Raw genomic sequence first — 19200 nt, 5'->3', positions numbered from 1 at the left:
TGCTATTGAACATCTCGAACGAGGTGGTACAGCCACGGTTGCGCGACGCCTCCGTCGACGACCTGGCCGCGATCGCCGAGCTCGAGTCCAGCACGTTCACCCCGCTCGCCTACCCGTATTTCGCGCTGCGCCAGCTCTATGACATCCACGGATCCGACTGGGTGGTAGCGGATCTGGACGGCGCGCTGTGCGGGTACGCGCTGGTCGCGGTCGGTCGGCGCACGGCCTGGCTGCTCGGTCTCGCGGTGTCGGCGGGTTATCAGGGGCGCGGGCTGGGTAGCTCGCTGCTGGATCGCGCGGTGGCACAGTGCCGTTCGTCGGCGGTCGACGCGGTGTTCATCACCGTGCGCCCCTCCAACGCCCCCGCCGCCAAGCTGTACGAGAACTCCGGCTTCACCTGGGTGGGCCACGAGGCCCAGTACTTCGGCATCGGCGAGCCACGCGATCTGCTCGTGCACCGCATCGCCTACGACTGGACGCCGGCCGACCGGCGCTGGCACAAGGGCCGTGGGCCGGTCGACAACGGATGAACAACTACGCCGCACACGACCGGCCGGGCGATTTCGTCGCCTCCAAGACCATCCTCATCCGCCGCCACGCCGACGCCTACGCCGACGAGATCGACGAATTCCTGCGCGGCCACAGCAGTGCCGACGAATACCAGCTGCTCGACGACCTCAACCACCGGGTCGAGCAGTTCCTCGCCGACTACGTCCCGCCCTCGACCCGCCGGATCGGCGACAGCCTGGTCTTCACCCCCCTCTACCGCGACTCCGACCCCGACGTGCTCGACAACGCGGGCCGCGAATTCTCCAGTGAGACCGTGCTGACCGCGCTGTTCGCCGCCGAGGTGGAATTCCGCGGTCCGCTGAGCCTGAGCCGCACCCAGTCCTCGCTGCTGGCCGATGTCTACGAGGAACTCGGCGAACTGCTCTCGGCGCACCGGCTGCCCGCGCACGCCGCGCTGGCCTACCGCCAGGCCTACCGGCTGCACACCATCACCGAGAATCCGCGCGGCCAGGACCGGTGCGGGCTGCGCATGGCACGGGCGCGCACCAGGGCCCGCACCCCGCGCTGGCGGCGGATCCCGGGCGTCGCCTCGGACCTGTTGTGCGGCTATGGATATCGCCCGTTCCTGCTGCTGGCCTGGATCGCGGTGGAGATCGCGTTGTTCGTGCTGGTGTTCTATCTGGCCGGGGGCGGGTTCGATTTCGACACGGCGCTGCGGGTGTGCCTGGTCAACTTCCTCGATCCGACCGAACCCGACAATCCGGAGCGGCTGACCGCGGTGGGGCACTACACCCTGATCGTGGAGTCCTACGCCGGGATCGTGTCCACGTCGGTGTTCTTCGCGCTGCTGGTGCGCCAGCTGTTCCGGCTGTGATCACCAGTGCGACTGGCTGCGGGTCAGCGCGCCGAGGGTGGCCACCGCGATCCGGTCGCGCAGCTGCCCGATCCGGGCGTTCCACTGCATGCTGAATCCCGGATCGGCCTCCAGCCCGGCCCACAGCCCGCGCAGCACCGACGGGGTGAACGCGCCGGGCAGCCAGAGGTGGACGAGGTGTTCGAGCATCGGGGTGAGTACCTGGGCGGGTGAACTGTGCGAGAGCCCGGCCATCTCGGCCTCGTCGATCACGTCGGTGAGCACCGTGAGCAGCCAGTCGTGCATCGCGAGGTCTTCGCAGAAGCGTTGCACCGCACGCAGTTCGGTCTCGTCGCCCACCACCACCGAGGCCAGCCGGGTCTCGTCGTCGAGCAGCACGAACGACATGCTCGGCGGCTCCCCCGGCCGGATCCGGGCGGCCCAGCGCAGCATCGACGCGCCGGTCTGGATCGGCGGCCGCTGATTCAGCATCGGGTCGGTGCGCACCCGCATGTGCAGCCGGGCCGCGACGGCGCCGGGGTCGAGCGTGGCGACCGCGGGATCGGGCGGCCCGAGGAAGCCCTCGACGAGATGGCTGCCCAGGTTCGCCGGTGCCCGAGTGAGGACTTCCACGATGCCGACCCGCCCGAGATAGTGTCCCCAGTTGCGCCGGTGGCTGCCCTCCCCGGCGACCACGGTGGCCTGGGCCGAACTCTGCAGGATCCGGCCACCGAGGACCACCGCGTGCGTGGCGACGGTCCCCACCGCGCGCACCCTGGCCCGGCTCGGTGTCGCCAGCCGGCAGTCCACCCCCTCGGGAATCACCGGCGACTGCGCCCAGCTGACCGGGCGCTCACGCGATTGCACGCCGCGGCCACGAACCAGGGTCAGCAGTTCCGCCGCCGACCCTCTGCTCAGGGCCGCGGACTCGGGAAGCAGGCCGGTACGCACTTCGCCCAGAAGTGCCAGCGGACCACCGCTGAGTTGCATCACTGCAGCGTATCGGGTCAGACGCCGCTGAGGAAGTGGTGCGAGAGCCGATCGGTGACGAACTCGGTCATCGGCACGCCCTGCTGCTGGGCCCGCTGGGCGATCATCCCGACCACGACCTCGTCGAGCGCCACGTGCTCGAGAATCGTGCGCACCGCGTGCTCGATGCCCAGATAGCGCTGCGGCAGCAGCGACAGCGACCGGAAGGCGGCGAACGGGGCGGCGTGCTCCTGCAGCCGGATCACACTCGGGAACTGGTCCCAGCGCGCGGGCCATTCCTGGTCGGGATCCCAATAGTCGGCCTGCACAACGGCTTTGCCCTCCTCGCGCAGCATGCCGAGGCGCAGCAGCTGCCAGACCGAGGCCAGGAACGGGCACGACCACAGCACGTCGCGCTGCTCGCGGCCGCGATCACGCCACATCTCCACATCGAGGAAGATCGAATGGTTGTGCGCGGAGAACTCCACCGGGTGCCGGTAGTTGACCTCCATGGCCTGGCCCGGCTCGTCGTCGCTGGAGCGGCTGCCATTGCACAGCCAGCCCGACTCCGCGGTGGGCGGGCGACGCCCGGTGCTGCCCGGCGCGGGCTCGGCGACGACCGAGTCGGCCACCATCTGCGCCAACGGCACCCGCGGTTCGTCGTGCAGCCTGCGCAGGTGCTTGTCGCAGCCCGCCTCGCTGCCGAGGTAGTCGATCCGTACCCCGCAGTCGGCGGCGATCCGGAGCAGTTTGGGCACCACCTGGCGGGGGTCGGCATTGTTCTGGAAGTAGTCGTCGAGCAGGAAGCAGGTACTCACCCGCACCCGCGACGGGCCGCCCGCGGCCTCGGCGAACTCCTGGCGCGCCAGCTCGGTGAAGGCGTCGAGCAGCGGTGCGACACGGCGGAACTGGGCGGCGATCGCCTGTTCCCCGTTGATCAGGTCGGACATGTAGAAGTGCCCGGCTTCGATGGACACGTGCGCCAGCGGAACGTCCTCGACACGCGTCGACGCCGTCGCCTCGGCATAGGCGGCACTGCTCACCTCGGGCACACTACACCCGGACCCAGGTCGAGCGATCCCACAGCCGACGCGCCAGTTCCTCGAACGCCTCGACCGTCGCGCGATTGGCGATGCCGGCGTTGACATCGGCGTCGAGCACGATCTGTTCCCGCCATTGCAGCACCGGTTCGACCGGGGTCTCCCCGAGCAGCGCGCCCGCGCCGAGGCGGTATTCGGCGGCGAGCGAGCGCAGCGCGTCGTTCTGCTTGATCAGCCAGGCGGCCTGCGGTCCGCCGCTGGCCGCGTGCTCGTCGGTGACGCGCGGAACCGCGGTGCGCACGAAGCGGATTCGCGACAGCATCTCGTCGGGCGCGTACCCGAGTTCCACGCCGGTCTTGAGCAGGCCCTTGGGCCCGTGCACCAGCCCCTGTGCGGCCATCAGGTGCTGGCGGGTCCAGCGGTGATACACCAGCCAGGCCACCTGCTTGCCCGGCATGTCCTGCGGCCGAGTCGCTTCCAGCGCGATCTGCATGGCCACCGAACGGCCCGCGCTGAGGTCGACGATCACGACTTTGAACGTGGCGTCGAGGTCGAGCAGCAGTTCCCGGCAGCGCCGCACCACCTGGGGATCGTTGGCCGACATGGCCTCACCGCCGCCTTCGTCACCGGGCAGCAGGACCAGCTTGCCGCCGCGGGAGCGCTGGCGGCGCAGGCCGTCCCGGTTGGTGCTCGCCCGCACGTCGATGCGCTGCGGCAGGCTGTTGTGGCCGCGCAGATACGAGTGCAGTCCGTTGCCGGGCTGGGTGCCGCGTTCCACCGAGCCGATCTCGAACAGCGCGCCCGCGGTGGGTGAGCCGAAGTCGAAATCGAGGTAGGCCGTGCTGATTCCGCGCAATCCCAACCGGTAGGCGAGATTGCAGCTGGTCACCGACCGGCCCGTTCCGCCCTTGTCGGAGGTGGCGAACACGATCATCTGCTCAGGTGCTCCTTGTCGCGTCGAGACGAGCGTAGGCCAGGCGGTCCAATTCGATCAGCGCGGCCGAGGCCAGGGTGAACGCGGTGCCCGGCTGGACATTCACCACCTGCCGCGCCCTGGCCAGCTGCTGCTCGACGCCGTCGAGGGCGATCCGGTTGGCCGAGGTGTCGGCGATGCTGACATTGAGCATCTCCTGATTGAGCAGGTGCTCGGCCTCGTTGAGCAGTTCCACCGCGCGCACGACCATCGCCGGTGAGCGCAGCGGCACCTCCCGATAGGTGCGGTCCGCGGTCACCAGGCATTCGATGACACGCTCGGTCATGTACCAGGACGGGCGCTGCTCGTCGCTGGTCGAACCGCCGAACACCGCGCCCGGCACGTCCCACAGGCCCGCCGCGTCACCGTCGGTGATCATCCGCCGGTCCAGGTGGTCCATCACCTCCTTGGCCAGCTCCATCAGCCGGTCGCGCGCGGTGATGTTGCCGGACAGGCGCGCGGCCTGCAGGCTGCGCTTGAGCAGGACCGGGGCGAAGTCGGAGGCGATCCACTCCAGGCGCGGACCACCGCCGACGACGTTCTCGCTGCCGCGCAGGCTCATCCGGACGCCCGGGTGATGCAGTTCTACGGCCGGATCGTCCTGGGTCGGCCTGCGCACGATGCGCCCGCGCCGGGCCAGCTCGTCGAAGATGCCGATGGCGCGGGTCAGGTCGTCGTCGGAGGCGGTGCGCGCCACCAGTTCCTGGATCAGCACCGCGGAGACGAGCAGACTGAAGTAGTCCGATTCCTCGCCGTCGGAGGTGCGCCACGGAATGTCTTCCAGCGGCCAGGTTCCGGCGCCGAAGCGCGCGACCGTCGACCAGTAGCGCTGGGTGATGTCCCAGCGGATGCGCAGCGCCTCGGCCAGCCGGTACTGGGTGTCGTCGAGCAGGTCGAGTTCCCTGGTGCGCTGGGAGAGCACGTCGTTGATGCCGTCGAGGGCGATGATGGTGAAGTACAGATACGGGCGCGGATCGGCGTAACCCACACCGGCGCCGATCTCGGGCGCGACGAAGCCGACCTCGTCGGACCCGGCGACCACGCCCCAGCTCCAGCCGCACTCGAACAGCAGGTCCTCGTCGTCGAGTTCGGCTTCGGTGGTCCGGCCCAGTGTCACGTCGTTGCGCAGCCGGGCGCGGACCCGTTCGAGACTGCGGGCCACCGATTCGGCGACCACCTTGTCGGGCTGGCCGGACTGGTTGAGCATGCCGACCAGCACCTCGCCCGAGGGCGAGCGCGGCGACATGGTGTTGACCACGAAACTGCGCACCAGGCCGGTCATCGCGGCGGTCAGCCGGGCGCTCATCCCCTCGCTCAGCGTGGTGATACGGGTGCTGATGTCCTTGCGGCGTTCGGTGCGCGCCCAGCGGTCGAAGACGCGGGCGAAGCCCAGCGCGGCGATACACAGCGTCACCGACATCGAATAGCCGTCGACCACTTCCAGGTGGTGCTGGGCCGGGGAGGGTTCCCGATCACCGCTCGCGCGCAGGTAACTCCCGGCGTCGAAGCGGGGCAGGCCGTCGGGGTCGGTGTTGCGGTCGAGGTATTCCTCGAGCAGGCCGAGCACGGTGATGCCGATCTTGGCCTGGCCGCCGAAGGCGTCGAGCACCGCCCGCACGTCGTCCGACATCGCCTCGGGGCGGTCCAGCGCGAAGCTCTCGATCTCGGTCGCCGGATACAGCAGGCACAGCAGCTGTTCGGAGTCGCTGATCGAATTGGCGGCGAGCACACCGTCCCAGTGCCACTTCTCGTCCCGGTAGCACGCCGAGATCATGGCGCTCCAAATGTCCAGAATCTGTTGTCTGGGCTGGATTCTCACCCGCAGCCGTCCTCACCGCTCGTGACGAGCCGCGCTGGGTCCCCCGGTCCAGCGCAGGACACATGGCGGCGATGCCCGATGAAGATAGCACGACAGACCTCGAGAAAGGTTGAGTCTCAATGGATTTGAAACCTCAGCAGACCCATCGGTCACGATCGGCGCAATTGCCCCTTACAGCGCCAAACGGACCATGTCGGCGGTGCGGGCCAGGCCGGGGAAGGCCTCCGGCGTCGAGCGCGGATGCAGGGCGTGCACGGCCAACCGGAACATCAAGGCGCGCAACAGCATCTGCGGCCATTCGGGCAGGGTGGACCAGCGGTCGAGCAGACCGTCGTCGCCACCACCCCAGGCCAGCGCGTCGACGACCACCACACCCGCGGCCCACACGGCAGGACGCCAGTAGGGCGTGATGTCGGTGAGGCCGGGCGTGTGCGCACCGGCGAACAGCACCGTGCCGAACAGGTCGCCGTGCACGAGCTGGTCGGGGCTGCGGATCGGTTTGCGCAGCGTCGAGAGCTGACCGATCAGTTCGAGGCTGCGCTGACCGTCGGGCGTGGCCGCGATCGGCACGCCACCGGCGCGCAGGCTGCGCAGCGGCACCGATTCCCAGGCCGCGCGGTCGGCGGCGACGAACACGTCCACATCCACCCACGGCGCGACCGGGGGCTGGACCAGGAACCGGGGACGCTCCAATTGCGCTGTCGCCTGGTGTAATCGCAGCGACACCGAGACCACCTCGTCGTGGCGCGGCTCCGGCGCACCGTCGACGTAGGTGTCGGCCCGCCAGCCCGAGACCACATACCGGCCGTCGGTGGCCCTGACCGGCCGGGCCACCCGCAATCCGTCCACCGCGAGGGTCTCGCGCACCTTCGCCGACCAGGCGGCCCGCGCGTGGTCGGCGACCGGGCTCAGCACCACATCACCCAGCCGCCAGCCACCGTCCCAGTCACCGAGGGAAACCGGTGTCACTTCGCGAAGTCCGAATGTGGCTCGCACATGCTCGGGAGGTTCGACTGAGGTCACGGCCGTACCGTAACCCCGGACCGGCGACGGGCCGCCGAAGGCACGCTGGCACATCACACTTTGCGACCACACCGCAATCAGCGGCGTGGTCGCAACCGCGTGGCTACCGGATCAGTAGACCGGCAGCGAGGGATCGACCTGCTTGGCCCAGGCCACCACCCCGCCCTGCAGATGGGTCGCGTCGGCGAAACCGGCCCGCTTGAGCGCCGCGAGGGCCTCGGCCGAGCGGATACCGGTCTTGCAGTGCAGCACGATCGGCTTGTTCTGCGGCAGCTCCGCGAGCGCCTCACCGGAGAGGATGCGGTCCTTGGGGATCAGCGTCGCGCCGTCGATGTGCACGATGTCCCACTCGACGGGCTCGCGCACGTCGATCAGCTGGATCTTGTCCGCGTCGAGCAGGTCCTTGAGCTCGGCGGCGGTGATCGTCGACCCGGCCGCGGCCGCGACGCCCTCCTCGGAGACCACACCGCAGAACGCCTCGTAGTCGATCAGTTCGGTGATCGGCTGACGTTCCGGATCGCGGCGCAGCTTGATGGTGCGGTAGTTCATGTCCAGTGCGTCGTAGACCATCAGACGGCCGAGCAGCGTCTCACCGATGCCGGTGATCAGCTTGATCGCCTCGGTCACCATGACCGAACCGATCGAGGCGCACAGCACGCCCAGCACGCCGCCCTCGGCGCAGGAGGGGACCATGCCCGGCGGCGGGGCCTCCGGGTACAGGTCGCGGTAGTTGATGCCGCGGCCGTCGGGAGCGTCCTCCCAGAACACCGACACCTGGCCCTCGAACCGGTAGATCGAGCCCCACACGTAGGGCTTGCCCGCGAGGACGGCGGCGTCGTTGACCAGGTAGCGGGTGGCGAAGTTGTCGGTGCCGTCGACGATCAGGTCGTAGTCGGCGAACAGCTCGACGGCATTGTCGGGTTCGAGCCGGATCTTGTGCAGGTTGACGGTGATCCCGGAGTTGATCTCCAGGATGGAATCGCGGGCGCTGTCGGCCTTGGGGCGGCCGATGTCGGATTCGCCGTGGATGATCTGGCGCTGCAGGTTCGAGGCGTCGACCTCGTCGAACTCGACGATGCCGAGGGTGCCCACACCGGCGGCGGCCAGATACAGCAGCGCGGGTGAGCCGAGGCCGCCCGCGCCGATCACGAGCACCTTGGCGTTCTTCAACCGTTTCTGACCGTCGACGCCCAGATCGGGGATGATCAGGTGCCTGCTGTAGCGGGCGACCTCGTCCTTGGTGAGTTCCGCGGCCGGTTCGACCAGCGGAGGCAGAGACCCGTTGATTGACACGTCAGAAGCTCCTGTATCCCATGTATCCGAATGGCGGCCGACCCCGGCTGTGGTTGGTCGTACTGCTGGTGCAACGTGACCCGCCGTGCTGTTCTTCCCGTCCATGGTCGCGCATGGGCGAGGCCACTATCCGCGGGGGTAGGGCCAGGGGTTGAAGCGGCAGGTCTTGCCGTCGGCGGGCACCACACCGTGCGGGTCGAGCTGGGCGATGTCGTTGTTCTTGGTACCGAAGGTCTGCTGCATCATGATCGGCGCGAGGCCGCCGTCGTTCTCACACGGCTGGTGCCCGTGGTAGCCGATGGCGTGGCCGACCTCGTGATTGATCTGGTACTGCCGGTAGGAACCGATGTCGCCGTCGAAGGCGAGCGCGCCGCGCACCCAGCGCACCTCCGAGAGCACCACCCGGCCGAGGCTGGCGTTGTAGCACGAGGAGTCGATCGGGATCTCGAACCCGCAGGAGGCGCGGGTGGTCTCGCGCGAGGTGAGCGAGAGCCGGAAATCGGGGTCGCCGGTGTCGATGCGCTGGAAACCGAACTTGGCGTCGTGGGTCCAGCTCTTCGGATTGGCCAGCGTGGTCTCCACCATCGTCGCCACCGCGGCGTCACCACCGAAGGGTGAGGTGTCGATCCCGTCCTCCACCTCGACGGTGTAGCGGAAGACCCGCTCGGTGCCCTGCCCGACCTGCGGGGTCGTGCCGGGCACGACATGCCAGGTGCCCGCCCCCCGCTCGACGTACTCGCCGCCCTCCGGCAGCGCGCCCAGCGGCAGATCCGCGGGGAACTTCCCGTCCCCGGGCGGAGCGCCGATGATGCCGGACCTGGCCACCTCGGGGCTGTGCGCGCCGAAGGTGGGCTCGGTCTGCGGCGTGACCGGACCGGTCCGCACCGCGTCGACGATCACCAGCACGGTGACCGCGAGCAGCACCGGCAAGGCGTAGGCCCGCCAGCCATAGGTGGAGACGAATCGGCCGACCGCGCTCTGCTTCTTGGCGTCACGCTGCGGACTACGCGGCCTCCCGTTGTCGGCGTCGGTGGGGTTCCAGCGGGCTCGCAACGGCTGACGGGATCGATCGGCGGGCTGATACAGCCCCAGCGGGTCATAGACCTGCAGTTCCGACCCCTCTGGCGCCGACGTCACTGAACCGGACTCGGTGGGTTTCGTGGGGCGAGCGACATCGCGCCCGCCGCCGGATGGTCGTTCCGGGCGGTCGGTCACCACACCAGATTCTCACAGTGCGCAATTCGGCCGGTCGGGCGGCCGGACCAGATCGCGCGGTTACGGCCCGGCGAACTCTGGGGACTGGTACTACATTTCCAGGGGGAAACTCCCGCGGAACACCGTGCGAGTATCGTTCGTGTGATACCCGGCCGCACACCCACGGACCGGGAAACGACAAAGAGAGCAGAGATGACTGACCTCGTGGACCGCATGACCTCGCGCCGATCGGTGCCGGAGACGGTCCCGGCCAAGCGCGGCACCCGGCTGCCCCGTGACGAGCGCCGTCAGCAGTTGCTGCTCGCCGCCAGCGAGGTCTTCGTGCAGCGCGGATACCATGCCGCCGGGATGGACGAGATCTCGCAGGTCGCCGGGGTCAGCAAGCCGGTGCTCTACCAGCACTTCGCGAGCAAGCTGGAACTGTATCTGGCGGTGCTGCAGAACTACGTCGACATCCTGGTGTCGAGCGTGCGCCAGGCGCTGCGCTCCACCACCGACAACAAGCAGCGCGTGCGCGCCGCCGTCGCCGCCTACTTCGATTTCGTCGACAACGAGATGCAGGGCTTCCGCCTGGTCTTCGAATCCGACCTCACCAGCGAACCGCAGGTGCAGCGCCGGGTCGAGCAGGCCACCGAGGCGTGCGTCGACGCGGTCTTCGATCTGGTCGCCCACGACTCCGGCCTGGACCCGTACCGGGCCCGCATCCTGGCCGTGGGCCTGGTGGGCGCGAGCCAGTTCACCGCCCGCTACTGGCTCGAGGCCGACCGCCCGATCCCGAAGGACGAGGCCGTCGACACCACCGTGGCGCTGGCGTGGGGCGGCCTCAAGCACGTGCCGCTGTCCGCCGCTCCCGGCAACTTCGGCCGGCAGGATCGCTGACCGACCCCGTCAAACGACAACGACCCGTCATCGACTGCGATGACGGGTCGTTGCTTTGTGGATCTACACCGTGGCGAAGCCGACGCGGCCGGTGGCCGGGGAGCCGATCTCCACGTAGGCGACCTTGGCGGCCTGGATCAGGAACTTGCGGCCCTTCTCGTCGGTGAGCGAGACGACACCGCTCTGGCCGCTCAGCGCATCGGACACCAGCGCCTCGATCTCGTCAGGGCTCTGCGCGCTGTTGATGACGAGCTCGCGCGGGCTATCCGAAATACCGATCTTGACCTCCACGGCCAACCTCCGAACGTAAGAGTCCTGTGTTGTCGCCTTCCAGGCTAATGCAGGGGCAACGCCACCGTTGCCGCGCCCAGCTGCGCTGTGAGCGAACGTCAGGCCGGCTCGATCAGCTGGATCTCCAGTTCGATCTTCACCGCGTCGGAAAGGAAGCCGGGAGCCGGGGCACCGACGCCGAAATCACTGCGCTTGATCGTGCCGGTGGCGGAGAAGCCGAGGTGGCGGGTGCCGTCGGGGAAATCGGCGAGGCCGCCCAGTTCGACCTCGAGGGTGACCGGGTGGGTGACGGTGCCGAGGGTGGCCTCCCCGGCGACGGTGAAGGTCTCGTCGACCCGAACCGGGTCGGTGGCCCGGAAACTCAGGGTCGGACGGTTGGTGACGTCGAGGAAGTCGGCATTGCGGACGTGGGCGTCGCGGTCGGGGTTGCCGGTGTCGAAGGAGTCGAGCTCGATGGTGGCGCCGATGACGGCCGAGCCGGATTCGTCGACGACGAACTCGGTCTCGAAGCGGTTGAAGCGACCGCGAACCTTCGCGATCCCGAGGTGGCGGACGCTGAAGGCGACCGAGGAGTGGGCGGCGTCGAGTGCCCACGAACCGGCCTTCAGCTGCTGGGTCTGTGTCGAGGAAGTCATGCCTAGACTCTGACCGGACCACGGTCCGGTAGCCAGACCGCCGCTATCCTGGACCCGACAGGGCGTGGCTGCGGGTCCCCGGACCCGGCACCATCGAGACATGGCAGGTGCGGACATGACAGAACAGGCGAGCCGTTCCAGCTTCGCGGCACTGCTGATCGCACGCCGCGCCGAGTTGCGGCCCGAGGACGTCGGCCTGCCCGGTGGCGGCAGGCGCCGTACGCCCGGGCTGCGCCGCGAGGAGGTCGCGGTGCTCGCGGGGGTCAGCGCCGACTATCTGGCCCGGCTCGAGCAGGGCCGCGACACCAATCCGTCGGTCGCGGTCATCGACGCGCTCGCCGACGCGCTGCGCTTCAACGAGACCGAGCGCGCCCATTTCGGCTGGCTCGCCCTGACCAACGGCAACGAATCCCGGTGCCCGAACACCGCTTTCGATCCCCACATCGACCAGGTGCCCGCCGCGTTGCGCGGCGTGCTCGACGCCATGAACCCCACCCCCGCCTTCGCCCTCGGCCCGCGCACCACCGTGCTCGCCTGGAACTCCGCCTGGGCCGACCTCGCCGCCCCCCTCGGCCTGTTCGACGACGCCGACCAGGTCAACCTGGCCTGGTGGACCTTCCGCCACCCCCAGGCCCGCACCGTCCTCACCGACTGGGCCCGCTTCGCCGACCACCTCGCCGACCGGCTCACCAGGGCCCGCATCCGCCGCCCCGACGACACCCAGGTAGCCGACCTGATCACCGCCCTGCTCACCTTCCCCGATTTCGCCCACCGCTGGCACCCCCACCGCCTCTCCGAGGACTCCCCCACCACCCTCGCCTTCGACCACCCCACCCGAGGCCAGATCACCTACACCGTCCAAACCCTCACCGCCGAACGCGACCAGGAAGTAGTCATCTGGCTCCCCGACCAAACCGCCGCCCGCACCCCCGAACTCCGCCTCCTCCCCGGCCGCGCAGTCGGCGAGTAGTTCCGAACGTGGCGAGACGTCACCCATCTCGAGCACGGTCGCCGGCGTAGCGCACCGACCGAATCCTCACAGGGTGCGGGGTCGGAGGCGGGTGGCAGTGAACAGTGGGGTGTAGGGGCGGATGGGTAGGGGTGGGGTGCCTGCGTAGAGGTTCACGCGGTGTAGGCGGGCGTCGAGGACGTGGCCGATGCCCATCTGGTCGAGGGGGTCTCGTTCCGACCCGGCGAGGTCGAGGTGGAAATCCTCGATTCGGCGGACTTCGATCACCTCTTCACGCGGGGTGAAGGCGAGTAGGAAGGCGGGGAAGATGCCGGTCAGGCCGGCGACGTTGCGGTGTGGGCGGGCCAGGATCGGTGGGGGGTTCGTGATGATTTCGCCGAGGCGTCCGCGCATCTCGATCAGCTTGGTGCCGCGGCGTTCGGCGGTGGCGTGGATCTCGGAATCGTCGAGCTGCCAGTCGATCTCGCCGAGCTTCTTCGGATAGCCGAGCAGTTCGCGGCCCATGATGAGGGCCACGTCGTCGTCGAGAATCATCCAGGGGCAATGGATTCCGGTGCCCTGGATGGTGTCGATGTGCACGAACAGGCCGGCCTCGTGATACACCGAGCCATAGTTGCAGTCGGGGAAGAACGCGGTGAACAGTTCCGCGCGTGGCTCTTTGGTGAGGCGTACTCCGGCGGGCAGCCACTGTTTCATCGCGTCGGGGTCGAGTTCGACGGTGGCGGTGAAGTAGTAGGCGTCGCGGTAGAGACTCTTGCGTGGATCGCCGAGGGCGCGCAGGCGGCTCAGGTCACCGCCGAGTGATCGGCCCGCGGTGCGGACAGCGGATTCCCACTTCATCAGCGCAGCCGTCCGTAGACCATGCGCATGATCGGGCCGACCAGCCCACGCGGGGTGTACTGGCCGCCGACGGTCTGCACCTTGGCGAACGCCCCGGGCACCACGCGTCGGCGCCCGGCTGCCAGGCCGTTGAGTGCCGCCTCGGCGGCGTCCTCGGCGCTGACCCACAGCGGAGCAGGCACCAGCTCGTCCAGGTTGGACACCCCGGCGGCCTCGCCGTATTCGGTGCGGACGGGGCCGGGGGCGAGCAGGGTGCACACCACGCCGGTGCCGGTCAGCTCCCCGTGCAGGGACTCGGCGAGGGTGTTGGCGAAGGCCTTGGTGGCGGCGTAGGTGGTGTTGCGTGGGCCGGGCTGGTTGCCCGCGGTGGAGCCGGTGATCAGGATCGCGCCGCTGGCGCGTGACAGCATGCCGGGGAGGACGGCCAGCGTGAGGTCGTGCACGGCAACACAATTCAGTTCGACCTGGCGTCGTTCCCGCTCGGCGTCGGCGTCGGCCAGGTCGCCGTAGGTGGCGTATCCGGCGTTGTTGCACAGCACGGTGAGGGTGCGGGTGGACAGTTCCTCGCACAGTGTCGCCCGAGCCTCGCGATCGGCCAGGTCGACGGCACGCACCTCGACCTCGATGCCGTGCGCACGACGCAACCGCTCGGCGAGTGCGTCCAAGCGGTCCTTGCGCCGCGCCACCAGGATCAGCGAATGTCCGCGCCGGGCAAGACCTTCGGCGAGGGCGGCGCCGATCCCCGAGGACGCGCCGGTGACCACGGCACGGCTGCCGGTGACGGGAGTGGGTAGGGACATGGGTCTGTTCTCCTTCGACGTCACGGTTGAGTGAGCGCGTGCGCGCTCACGCTGAGGCCCGCGGCGAGCAGGGTGCGGGCGGCGCCGGGTCCGGTCACCGATTCAGCTCCCGCGGCGATGGCGCGGAAGTTCTGTGCGTGCCAAGCCAATTCGAGATAGGAGTTGACCGGTGCCATACCGCGCCAGGCGGGCAGGCGCGGCGCGCTGGGCAACGTCGCCGGTTCGTCCACTCCACTGAGCAGGCGGTGGCCGATGTCGGGGCGCACGGCGAACGGGCGGGCCAGGCCGACGATGTCGATCGAGCCCGCGCCCAGTGTCTCGGCCATGAAGTCGGCGGTGCGGATGCCGCCGGTGAGCATGATCGGCACGGTCGCGCGCTCGCGCAGCCGCAGGGCGTAGTCGAGGAAGTAGGCCTCGCGGACGCGGGTCTCGTCGGACACCACGCCGGTCATCGCCGGTGCCTCGTAGTTGCCGCCGGACACCTCGAGCAGGTCGATCCCGGCACGCTCCAGCTCGACCGCGACCTCGAGCGACTCCTCGACGTCGAGCCCGCCCCGCTGGAAATCGGCCGAGTTCAGCTTGACCGCGACGACCGCCTTCGGGCCGATCGCGGCGCGCACGTCGGCGACGATCTCGAGCAACAGTCGTCGACGGTTCCGCGCGTTGCCGCCGTAGGTGTCGGTGCGTTGGTTGGCGACCGGAGACAGGAACTGCGACAGCAGGTATCCGTGCGCCGCGTGGATCTGCACGCCCGCGAATCCCGCCGCCACGGCGAGTTCGGCGGTTCGGGCGTAGCGCGCCCGCAGGTCGGCGATGTCGTCGGCGCTCAGCGCGCGGGGTTTGCGCAGGTTGTAGCCGGGGACCGAGGGCCGCAGCGCCGACGGGCCGACCGGGCGCCGATACAGCGGACCCACCGGGACGCGACCGGGATGGTTGATCTGCATGACCATCACCGAGCCGTCACGCGCACCCGCGCGGGCCCAGTTGCCGAACTCTTCGAGATGGCGGTCATCTTCGAGGGTGACATTGCGCGGCTCCACATAGGCGCGGCGGTCGACCATCACGTTTCCGGTGATCAGGATACCCGCGCCGCCGCGCCCCCAGGCGCTGTAGAGGCGGATCAGGATGGGCGAGGGCGCGCCCGCGATGGTGCCGAGCTGCTCGCTCATCGCGGCCTTGGCGATGCGGTTGGGCACGGTGACGCCGCACGGCAGCGTCAGCGGGGTGCCCAGGGTCACGGTGGTGGATGGCATGCGGTTCTCCCGTATTCGGTGCGGTGGTCGAGATCTCACGGTCAGGCGACGGCGCGGCGGATGGCGGACAGGATCGGGCGCAGGGCGGCCGGTGGCCGCAGCGGTGGGGTGGGCCGGTCGGTGAACAGTTCGGTCACGGTGGTGGCCTTGGCCAGCGCGTCGACGAGGAATCGGCCGCGCAGGATCTCCCAGCGCAGCTCGGGGCCACCGGCGAGGATCTGGGCCGAGGGTTCGGTCACCAACGCCGACAACTCGCTGACGGGTCGGTTGATCCGCTGCTGGACCAGCGCCGCCTCGGCCAGCAGTCGCGAGGCGTTGGTGAGCAGCGCCCCCGCGCCCGAGCGCGGGGCGACCAGACCGGCGAAGTACAGATTCGCCAGGCCCGGCGCGAAGGTGTGCGCGATCAGGCGGGGCTGGCCGTGCTTGAGGAAGTACGGCAGCTGCTGGTTGACGACCAGGTCCTGATCGAAGATGCGGTGGCGCGGCTTGTCCAGCCCGAAGCTGCCCATGCCGAGTGCCACGATCGACCGGAACGCCGTCTCCTGCAGGACTTTCGGAATCGGCACCGAGCCGACGTCGAAGCGCGAGGACGGAATGCCGAACACGTACTTCGGGATGAACCAGTACGCCCGGCGCAGCGACAGCTCGGCGGTACCGAAGGTGAGCGCCGCCTCGACGGCCAGATCGCAGCCGGAGTTGCCCGCTCCGACGACCAGGACTCGCTCACCGGCGAGGTCGGCGGGGCGTCGGTAGTCCTTGGAATGAATCTGCTTGCCGGTGTACTCGCCCGGATAGGTCGGGATGTGGGTGTCCCAGCAGTGGCCGTTGGCTACCACGACACCGGTGTAGTCGCGCATCTGCGCGGCGCTGGGGAAGTCGGGGTAGTCGGCGGGCATCGGGTGGTCGGCGTATTCGGTGACGTCCTTCGAGCTGATCAGGTGCGTCGAGTCGTAGACGCCGTGCGACCAGTTACCGCCGATCGCGTCGGTGGCCTCGAGCTGGTCGTAGTCCAGGCCGAGATCGGTGTATGCCTTCGCCACGGCGAGGCCGGTGTATCCGGCCCCGATGATGCAGTACCGATGCGTCATCGCATCCTCCTTCAAAGCTACACATACTGTAGCTACAGTGAGTGTAGTATTTTCCGGACCGAGAGTGTTGTCAAGGTCGGGCGGAGGAGCGGTATGGGTGTGACACGGCGGGCGAGAACGGCCTACGCCCCGCGGATGGCGCCGGAACAGCGCCGCGAGCAGCTGCTGGACGCGGTGCTGCGGGTGATCGTCGAGCAGGGGGCGCACAAGGTGTCCATCGACACCGTCGCGCGGACGGCCGGCGTCAGCAGACCCGTCGTCTACGGCCTGTTCGACGATTCCGAACAGCTGCTGCGCGCCTCACTCGACCGCGAGGAAGCCGCCGCACTACAACAGGTGTCCGACGCCATCCCACGCCTCGACACCGAGGACCCCGTCGACGCCGTCCTCACCGCACTGGGCAACTTCCTCGACGCCGTACAGTCCGCACCGGAGCGCTGGCGCGCGGTGTTCACCCTGGTCGACAGCAGCACGCCGGCGTTCCGCCGCCGAGTCGACCGCGGGCGTCAGGCACTGATCCTGACCTTCGAGGAGTTCGTCGCCGCCTCGCTCACCGCGGAGCGCCGCACCGAGGTAGACGTCGAACTCTGCGCGCGGGCCCTGCACTCCCTGTTCTGGGACAACGGCCGCCTCGTCCTCGCCGAACCCGAAACCTTCCCGCCCCAACGAGTACTGACCTTCGCCCGCACCGTCGTGGCAGCCCTCCCCGCCTTCACACGATGACCGCACAGCATCCCGTCGCACAGGCGCGAGCTGAATCCTCACTCGGGCACGGTGAAAGGCTCGGTATTCCTGACGACGAGAGCACGGCTGCGGGCCACTTCTGGGACGGTCGAGCTGGTTGCGAACGTCTCGACAGCTTCCCGCAGGGAATGGGCCAGCGTTGTCACCATCTCGTCGACTCGAGCCTCCGACAGACCAGAGGTCCGGGCCAGTTTGCGCCAGTGCGCTGGAGTCACTTCCGCTGCTCGACGGGCACCACCGACGCGCATGGCCAGCTTCTGGTCGAACTCCGGGTACAGGCCGACGGGCACGACGTCGTATATGGGCGAGAGAGCGATGTCGTCGGGGCGCAACAGCAGTGAGTAGTTCTTCGCGTGTGCGTCGGCATTGCCCAGGAACACATTGATCGCGAGTTGTCGCACAAAGGCGTACGTGATCTCGTCGGAGATCTGCTCGCGAAGAAGTCGGATCACCTGTTGTGCCGAAACATCATATTTCTCGTCCGGCCTTTTGCCGATTGCCTGAGCGATGTCCTCAGCGTGCAGGCGCACCGCGACCTGCCCAGTCCGCACACGATCGAATCGCTCGACCAGGTAGGCGGTCTGATCCTGTACCCGGAGCACCCGTGCGCTCGGCGCCGCGACGCCGACCATGGACGCCAGCGTCATCGCCATCGCTTCCACGTCTTCCAGGCCCGGCACATCCTGCCTCGCCGGTTTGACGATATGTGTCGACGGGACTGTGGCATTCGACCAATACCATTCACCGCCGATCTCAGCGATGGCGAACTTTCCCTGGGTGCCCGCCAACGAGAATCTCGCCGGGGTCGCCGCGTCCACCCACTGGTCCGGCATCCGCTTCACCGCCGCGATGCGGGCAGCGATGTCCTCGTCGCCGGCCGGATCGAGCAGCAACGGGCCGGCGGTGGGAGGTTCTTCCCGCGCGGTGAGAACCAATCCGCCTGCGACATCGCCACCTGCTCGGGCCAGCAGGTCGAAGGTATCGGTGGACTCGGCCCCGTACACCGACGCCATCTGATCTCGTGCGGCGGCGTTGTCCGGCAACAGGTTGTCCAGAAAGTTCGCGGCGGCTCGGCGGGACGCGCCACCATCTCGCGGCAACGACAGCGAGATGGGTGTGGCCGGGGCGTGCTCGCTGTAGTCGAATCTGATCAGCGCGGAGGTACCCCGGGTGAACACGCCGGCGTGTCGGCCCTCCAACCACGCGTAGAGGACCTTGATCATCGAAGGTCCATCGCAGGGAGGGCAGTGGGTTCGACGCTCAAGACCCGCAGGATCTTTCGTATACCGCCGATATCGTTCGTAGCGGCCTCGCGCTCGATCATGGCGACGAGTTCGCGGTCCACACCGGCGTGTTCGGCCAAGTCGTCACGCGTCAGCCCCTGCACCGCTCGTTCGTCCCGGACCACCCGCGCCAGTGACGACCGATAGCGCAGGTACGCCCGCCTCGGGCGGTGCAGCACCTCCCGGACGCGCGCGGAGTTTCCCGCGATCGCGTGCACGACCAGGTTGGATCCACCGTCCAGGTGGGTCGGCGCCTGCCCGGCCCACCAATCGACCAGCAGTTCGGCCGGATCCTCCGCCGTGCGCAGCAGCCTCAGTCGCTCGGCGGTACGCGCGCGCAATTGACCGCTCAGTCCGTCCAAAGACTTGGAGTGCAATGCGCCGACGAGCGCGCGGCGCGAGGTCTCCGACAGTGGACGCCGCGCCGCTCGCCGAAGTGGTCGAGGTGCGTCGACCACCCATCGGCCGTCGACTTTGCGAGCCGGTATCGCGCCCGCGCGCACCAGGGCTCGCACTCGCCGAGGCGACAGCCCCGCGAGGTCCGCATAGTCGGCGACATTCATGACACAACTATACCGATTCAGCGTGCGAGGATCTTCCGCAAGCTCGGCTCGGCCTTGCGGCGCTCAGGCCGACCCGCCGGATACAAAACAACGCTGAACGTGCACTTTCGCCGGAAACGGTCGTGGATCAAGACCGTTCGGAGCGATGGTGCACGTTCA

Annotated in this window: 20 protein-coding genes; 5 read left to right on the top strand and 15 right to left on the bottom strand. The window is 68.8% G+C overall.

The features are described 5' to 3' along the window. The first annotated feature begins 5 nt into the window (after positions 1 to 5). Together ACFVVM_RS18710 and ACFVVM_RS18705 are read left to right on the top strand one after the other, a co-directional pair. Positions 6 to 530: a GNAT family N-acetyltransferase gene (locus ACFVVM_RS18710; protein ID WP_387619563.1), complete on the top strand. Its 525-nt coding sequence runs from the start codon at positions 6 to 8 to the stop codon at positions 528 to 530. Beyond that, complete coding sequence (locus ACFVVM_RS18705) at positions 527 to 1384, top strand: hypothetical protein (protein ID WP_387619560.1); 858 nt, start codon at positions 527 to 529, stop codon at positions 1382 to 1384. Before ACFVVM_RS18710 ends, ACFVVM_RS18705 begins: the two co-directional genes overlap by 4 nt. Here the strand turns inward: ACFVVM_RS18705 and ACFVVM_RS18700 are convergent, their stop codons facing one another. The 7 genes from ACFVVM_RS18700 to ACFVVM_RS18670 all read right to left on the bottom strand — a co-directional run bounded on the left by ACFVVM_RS18700 (position 1385) and on the right by ACFVVM_RS18670 (position 9617). Then, positions 1385 to 2353, bottom strand: a complete 969-nt coding sequence (locus ACFVVM_RS18700; RefSeq protein WP_387619557.1) for an SCO2521 family protein — start codon at positions 2351 to 2353, stop codon at positions 1385 to 1387. A gap of 17 nt (positions 2354 to 2370) precedes the next feature. Next, entirely contained in the window at positions 2371 to 3375 is a 1005-nt protein-coding gene (locus ACFVVM_RS18695) for an SCO2522 family protein (RefSeq protein WP_387619554.1), read from the bottom strand. Between the two features lie 10 nt (positions 3376 to 3385). Beyond that, positions 3386 to 4306 (bottom strand): SCO2523 family variant P-loop protein, encoded by a 921-nt coding sequence (locus ACFVVM_RS18690; RefSeq protein ID WP_387619551.1) that lies wholly within the window; start codon positions 4304 to 4306, stop codon positions 3386 to 3388. Positions 4307 to 4310: 4 nt separating this feature from the next. After that, complete coding sequence (locus ACFVVM_RS18685; protein WP_387619549.1) at positions 4311 to 6164, bottom strand: SCO2524 family protein; 1854 nt, start codon at positions 6162 to 6164, stop codon at positions 4311 to 4313. A gap of 171 nt (positions 6165 to 6335) precedes the next feature. Further along, entirely contained in the window at positions 6336 to 7187 is an 852-nt protein-coding gene (locus ACFVVM_RS18680) for a TIGR02569 family protein (protein WP_071929699.1), read from the bottom strand. A 111-nt stretch (positions 7188 to 7298) separates the two neighbouring features. Next, positions 7299 to 8480, bottom strand: a complete 1182-nt coding sequence (gene moeZ, locus ACFVVM_RS18675; RefSeq protein WP_387619546.1) for an adenylyltransferase/sulfurtransferase MoeZ — start codon at positions 8478 to 8480, stop codon at positions 7299 to 7301. A 126-nt stretch (positions 8481 to 8606) separates the two neighbouring features. Then, a complete protein-coding gene (locus ACFVVM_RS18670) occupies positions 8607 to 9617 on the bottom strand; it encodes a DUF3152 domain-containing protein (protein ID WP_387619544.1) in 1011 nt (336 codons plus the stop codon). Between the two features lie 270 nt (positions 9618 to 9887). Here ACFVVM_RS18670 and ACFVVM_RS18665 point away from each other — a divergent pair, with 270 nt between their 5' ends. Then, positions 9888 to 10574, top strand: coding sequence for a TetR/AcrR family transcriptional regulator (locus ACFVVM_RS18665; RefSeq protein WP_387619541.1), 687 nt, complete (start codon positions 9888 to 9890; stop codon positions 10572 to 10574). 63 nt (positions 10575 to 10637) lie between these two features. On the opposite strand, the gene ACFVVM_RS18660 is transcribed toward ACFVVM_RS18665, so the two are convergent. Both ACFVVM_RS18660 and ACFVVM_RS18655 read right to left on the bottom strand, forming a co-directional pair. Further along, positions 10638 to 10865, bottom strand: coding sequence for a DUF3107 domain-containing protein (locus tag ACFVVM_RS18660; protein ID WP_071929701.1), 228 nt, complete (start codon positions 10863 to 10865; stop codon positions 10638 to 10640). A 98-nt stretch (positions 10866 to 10963) separates the two neighbouring features. Next, on the bottom strand, positions 10964 to 11500 hold the full coding sequence (locus ACFVVM_RS18655; RefSeq protein ID WP_387619538.1) for a YceI family protein: 537 nt from the start codon (positions 11498 to 11500) through the stop codon (positions 10964 to 10966). 115 nt (positions 11501 to 11615) lie between these two features. Here ACFVVM_RS18655 and ACFVVM_RS18650 point away from each other — a divergent pair, with 115 nt between their 5' ends. Further along, a complete protein-coding gene (locus ACFVVM_RS18650) occupies positions 11616 to 12470 on the top strand; it encodes a helix-turn-helix transcriptional regulator (RefSeq protein WP_387619535.1) in 855 nt (284 codons plus the stop codon). A gap of 66 nt (positions 12471 to 12536) precedes the next feature. Here the strand turns inward: ACFVVM_RS18650 and ACFVVM_RS18645 are convergent, their stop codons facing one another. From ACFVVM_RS18645 to ACFVVM_RS18630, 4 genes are read right to left on the bottom strand one after another with little or no spacing between them, the layout of a single operon-like run. Next, positions 12537 to 13310 (bottom strand): acetoacetate decarboxylase family protein, encoded by a 774-nt coding sequence (locus ACFVVM_RS18645; protein WP_387619532.1) that lies wholly within the window; start codon positions 13308 to 13310, stop codon positions 12537 to 12539. After that, positions 13310 to 14110: an SDR family NAD(P)-dependent oxidoreductase gene (locus ACFVVM_RS18640; protein ID WP_387619530.1), complete on the bottom strand. Its 801-nt coding sequence runs from the start codon at positions 14108 to 14110 to the stop codon at positions 13310 to 13312. The genes ACFVVM_RS18645 and ACFVVM_RS18640 overlap by 1 nt, the downstream gene beginning before the upstream one ends. A 20-nt stretch (positions 14111 to 14130) precedes the next feature. Next, positions 14131 to 15363: an NADH:flavin oxidoreductase/NADH oxidase family protein gene (locus tag ACFVVM_RS18635; protein WP_387619527.1), complete on the bottom strand. Its 1233-nt coding sequence runs from the start codon at positions 15361 to 15363 to the stop codon at positions 14131 to 14133. A gap of 41 nt (positions 15364 to 15404) precedes the next feature. Beyond that, complete coding sequence (locus tag ACFVVM_RS18630; protein WP_387619524.1) at positions 15405 to 16451, bottom strand: flavin-containing monooxygenase; 1047 nt, start codon at positions 16449 to 16451, stop codon at positions 15405 to 15407. A gap of 93 nt (positions 16452 to 16544) precedes the next feature. On the opposite strand from ACFVVM_RS18630, the gene ACFVVM_RS18625 reads away from it, so the two are divergent. Beyond that, on the top strand, positions 16545 to 17174 hold the full coding sequence (locus ACFVVM_RS18625) for a TetR/AcrR family transcriptional regulator (RefSeq protein ID WP_387619521.1): 630 nt from the start codon (positions 16545 to 16547) through the stop codon (positions 17172 to 17174). 38 nt (positions 17175 to 17212) lie between these two features. On the opposite strand, the gene ACFVVM_RS18620 is transcribed toward ACFVVM_RS18625, so the two are convergent. Beyond that, positions 17213 to 18418, bottom strand: coding sequence for a HipA domain-containing protein (locus ACFVVM_RS18620; protein WP_387619519.1), 1206 nt, complete (start codon positions 18416 to 18418; stop codon positions 17213 to 17215). Then, positions 18415 to 19041, bottom strand: coding sequence for a hypothetical protein (locus tag ACFVVM_RS18615; protein ID WP_387619516.1), 627 nt, complete (start codon positions 19039 to 19041; stop codon positions 18415 to 18417). Before ACFVVM_RS18615 ends, ACFVVM_RS18620 begins: the two co-directional genes overlap by 4 nt. Positions 19042 to 19200 lie beyond the last annotated feature (159 nt).

Source organism: Nocardia sp. NPDC058176 (genome assembly GCF_042883805.1).
Taxonomy (GTDB): Bacteria; Actinomycetota; Actinomycetes; order Mycobacteriales; family Mycobacteriaceae; genus Nocardia.
This window is presented reverse-complemented; position numbering and strand designations above follow the sequence as displayed.

What these genes read in the sequence shown, in the direction of transcription:
- ACFVVM_RS18700 (WP_387619557.1), bottom strand. Translation starts at nt 2,353, where the DNA reads ATGCAACTCAGCGGTGGTCCGCTGGCACTTCTGGGCGAAGTGCGTACC.
- ACFVVM_RS18635 (WP_387619527.1), bottom strand. Translation starts at nt 15,363, where the DNA reads ATGCCATCCACCACCGTGACCCTGGGCACCCCGCTGACGCTGCCGTGC.
- ACFVVM_RS18655 (WP_387619538.1), bottom strand. Translation starts at nt 11,500, where the DNA reads ATGACTTCCTCGACACAGACCCAGCAGCTGAAGGCCGGTTCGTGGGCA.
- ACFVVM_RS18620 (WP_387619519.1), bottom strand. Translation starts at nt 18,418, where the DNA reads ATGATCAAGGTCCTCTACGCGTGGTTGGAGGGCCGACACGCCGGCGTG.
- ACFVVM_RS18705 (WP_387619560.1), top strand. Translation starts at nt 527, where the DNA reads ATGAACAACTACGCCGCACACGACCGGCCGGGCGATTTCGTCGCCTCC.
- ACFVVM_RS18625 (WP_387619521.1), top strand. Translation starts at nt 16,545, where the DNA reads ATGGGTGTGACACGGCGGGCGAGAACGGCCTACGCCCCGCGGATGGCG.
- ACFVVM_RS18650 (WP_387619535.1), top strand. Translation starts at nt 11,616, where the DNA reads ATGACAGAACAGGCGAGCCGTTCCAGCTTCGCGGCACTGCTGATCGCA.
- ACFVVM_RS18615 (WP_387619516.1), bottom strand. Translation starts at nt 19,041, where the DNA reads ATGAATGTCGCCGACTATGCGGACCTCGCGGGGCTGTCGCCTCGGCGA.
- ACFVVM_RS18630 (WP_387619524.1), bottom strand. Translation starts at nt 16,451, where the DNA reads ATGACGCATCGGTACTGCATCATCGGGGCCGGATACACCGGCCTCGCC.
- ACFVVM_RS18640 (WP_387619530.1), bottom strand. Translation starts at nt 14,110, where the DNA reads ATGTCCCTACCCACTCCCGTCACCGGCAGCCGTGCCGTGGTCACCGGC.
- ACFVVM_RS18645 (WP_387619532.1), bottom strand. Translation starts at nt 13,310, where the DNA reads ATGAAGTGGGAATCCGCTGTCCGCACCGCGGGCCGATCACTCGGCGGT.
- ACFVVM_RS18665 (WP_387619541.1), top strand. Translation starts at nt 9,888, where the DNA reads ATGACTGACCTCGTGGACCGCATGACCTCGCGCCGATCGGTGCCGGAG.
- ACFVVM_RS18690 (WP_387619551.1), bottom strand. Translation starts at nt 4,306, where the DNA reads ATGATCGTGTTCGCCACCTCCGACAAGGGCGGAACGGGCCGGTCGGTG.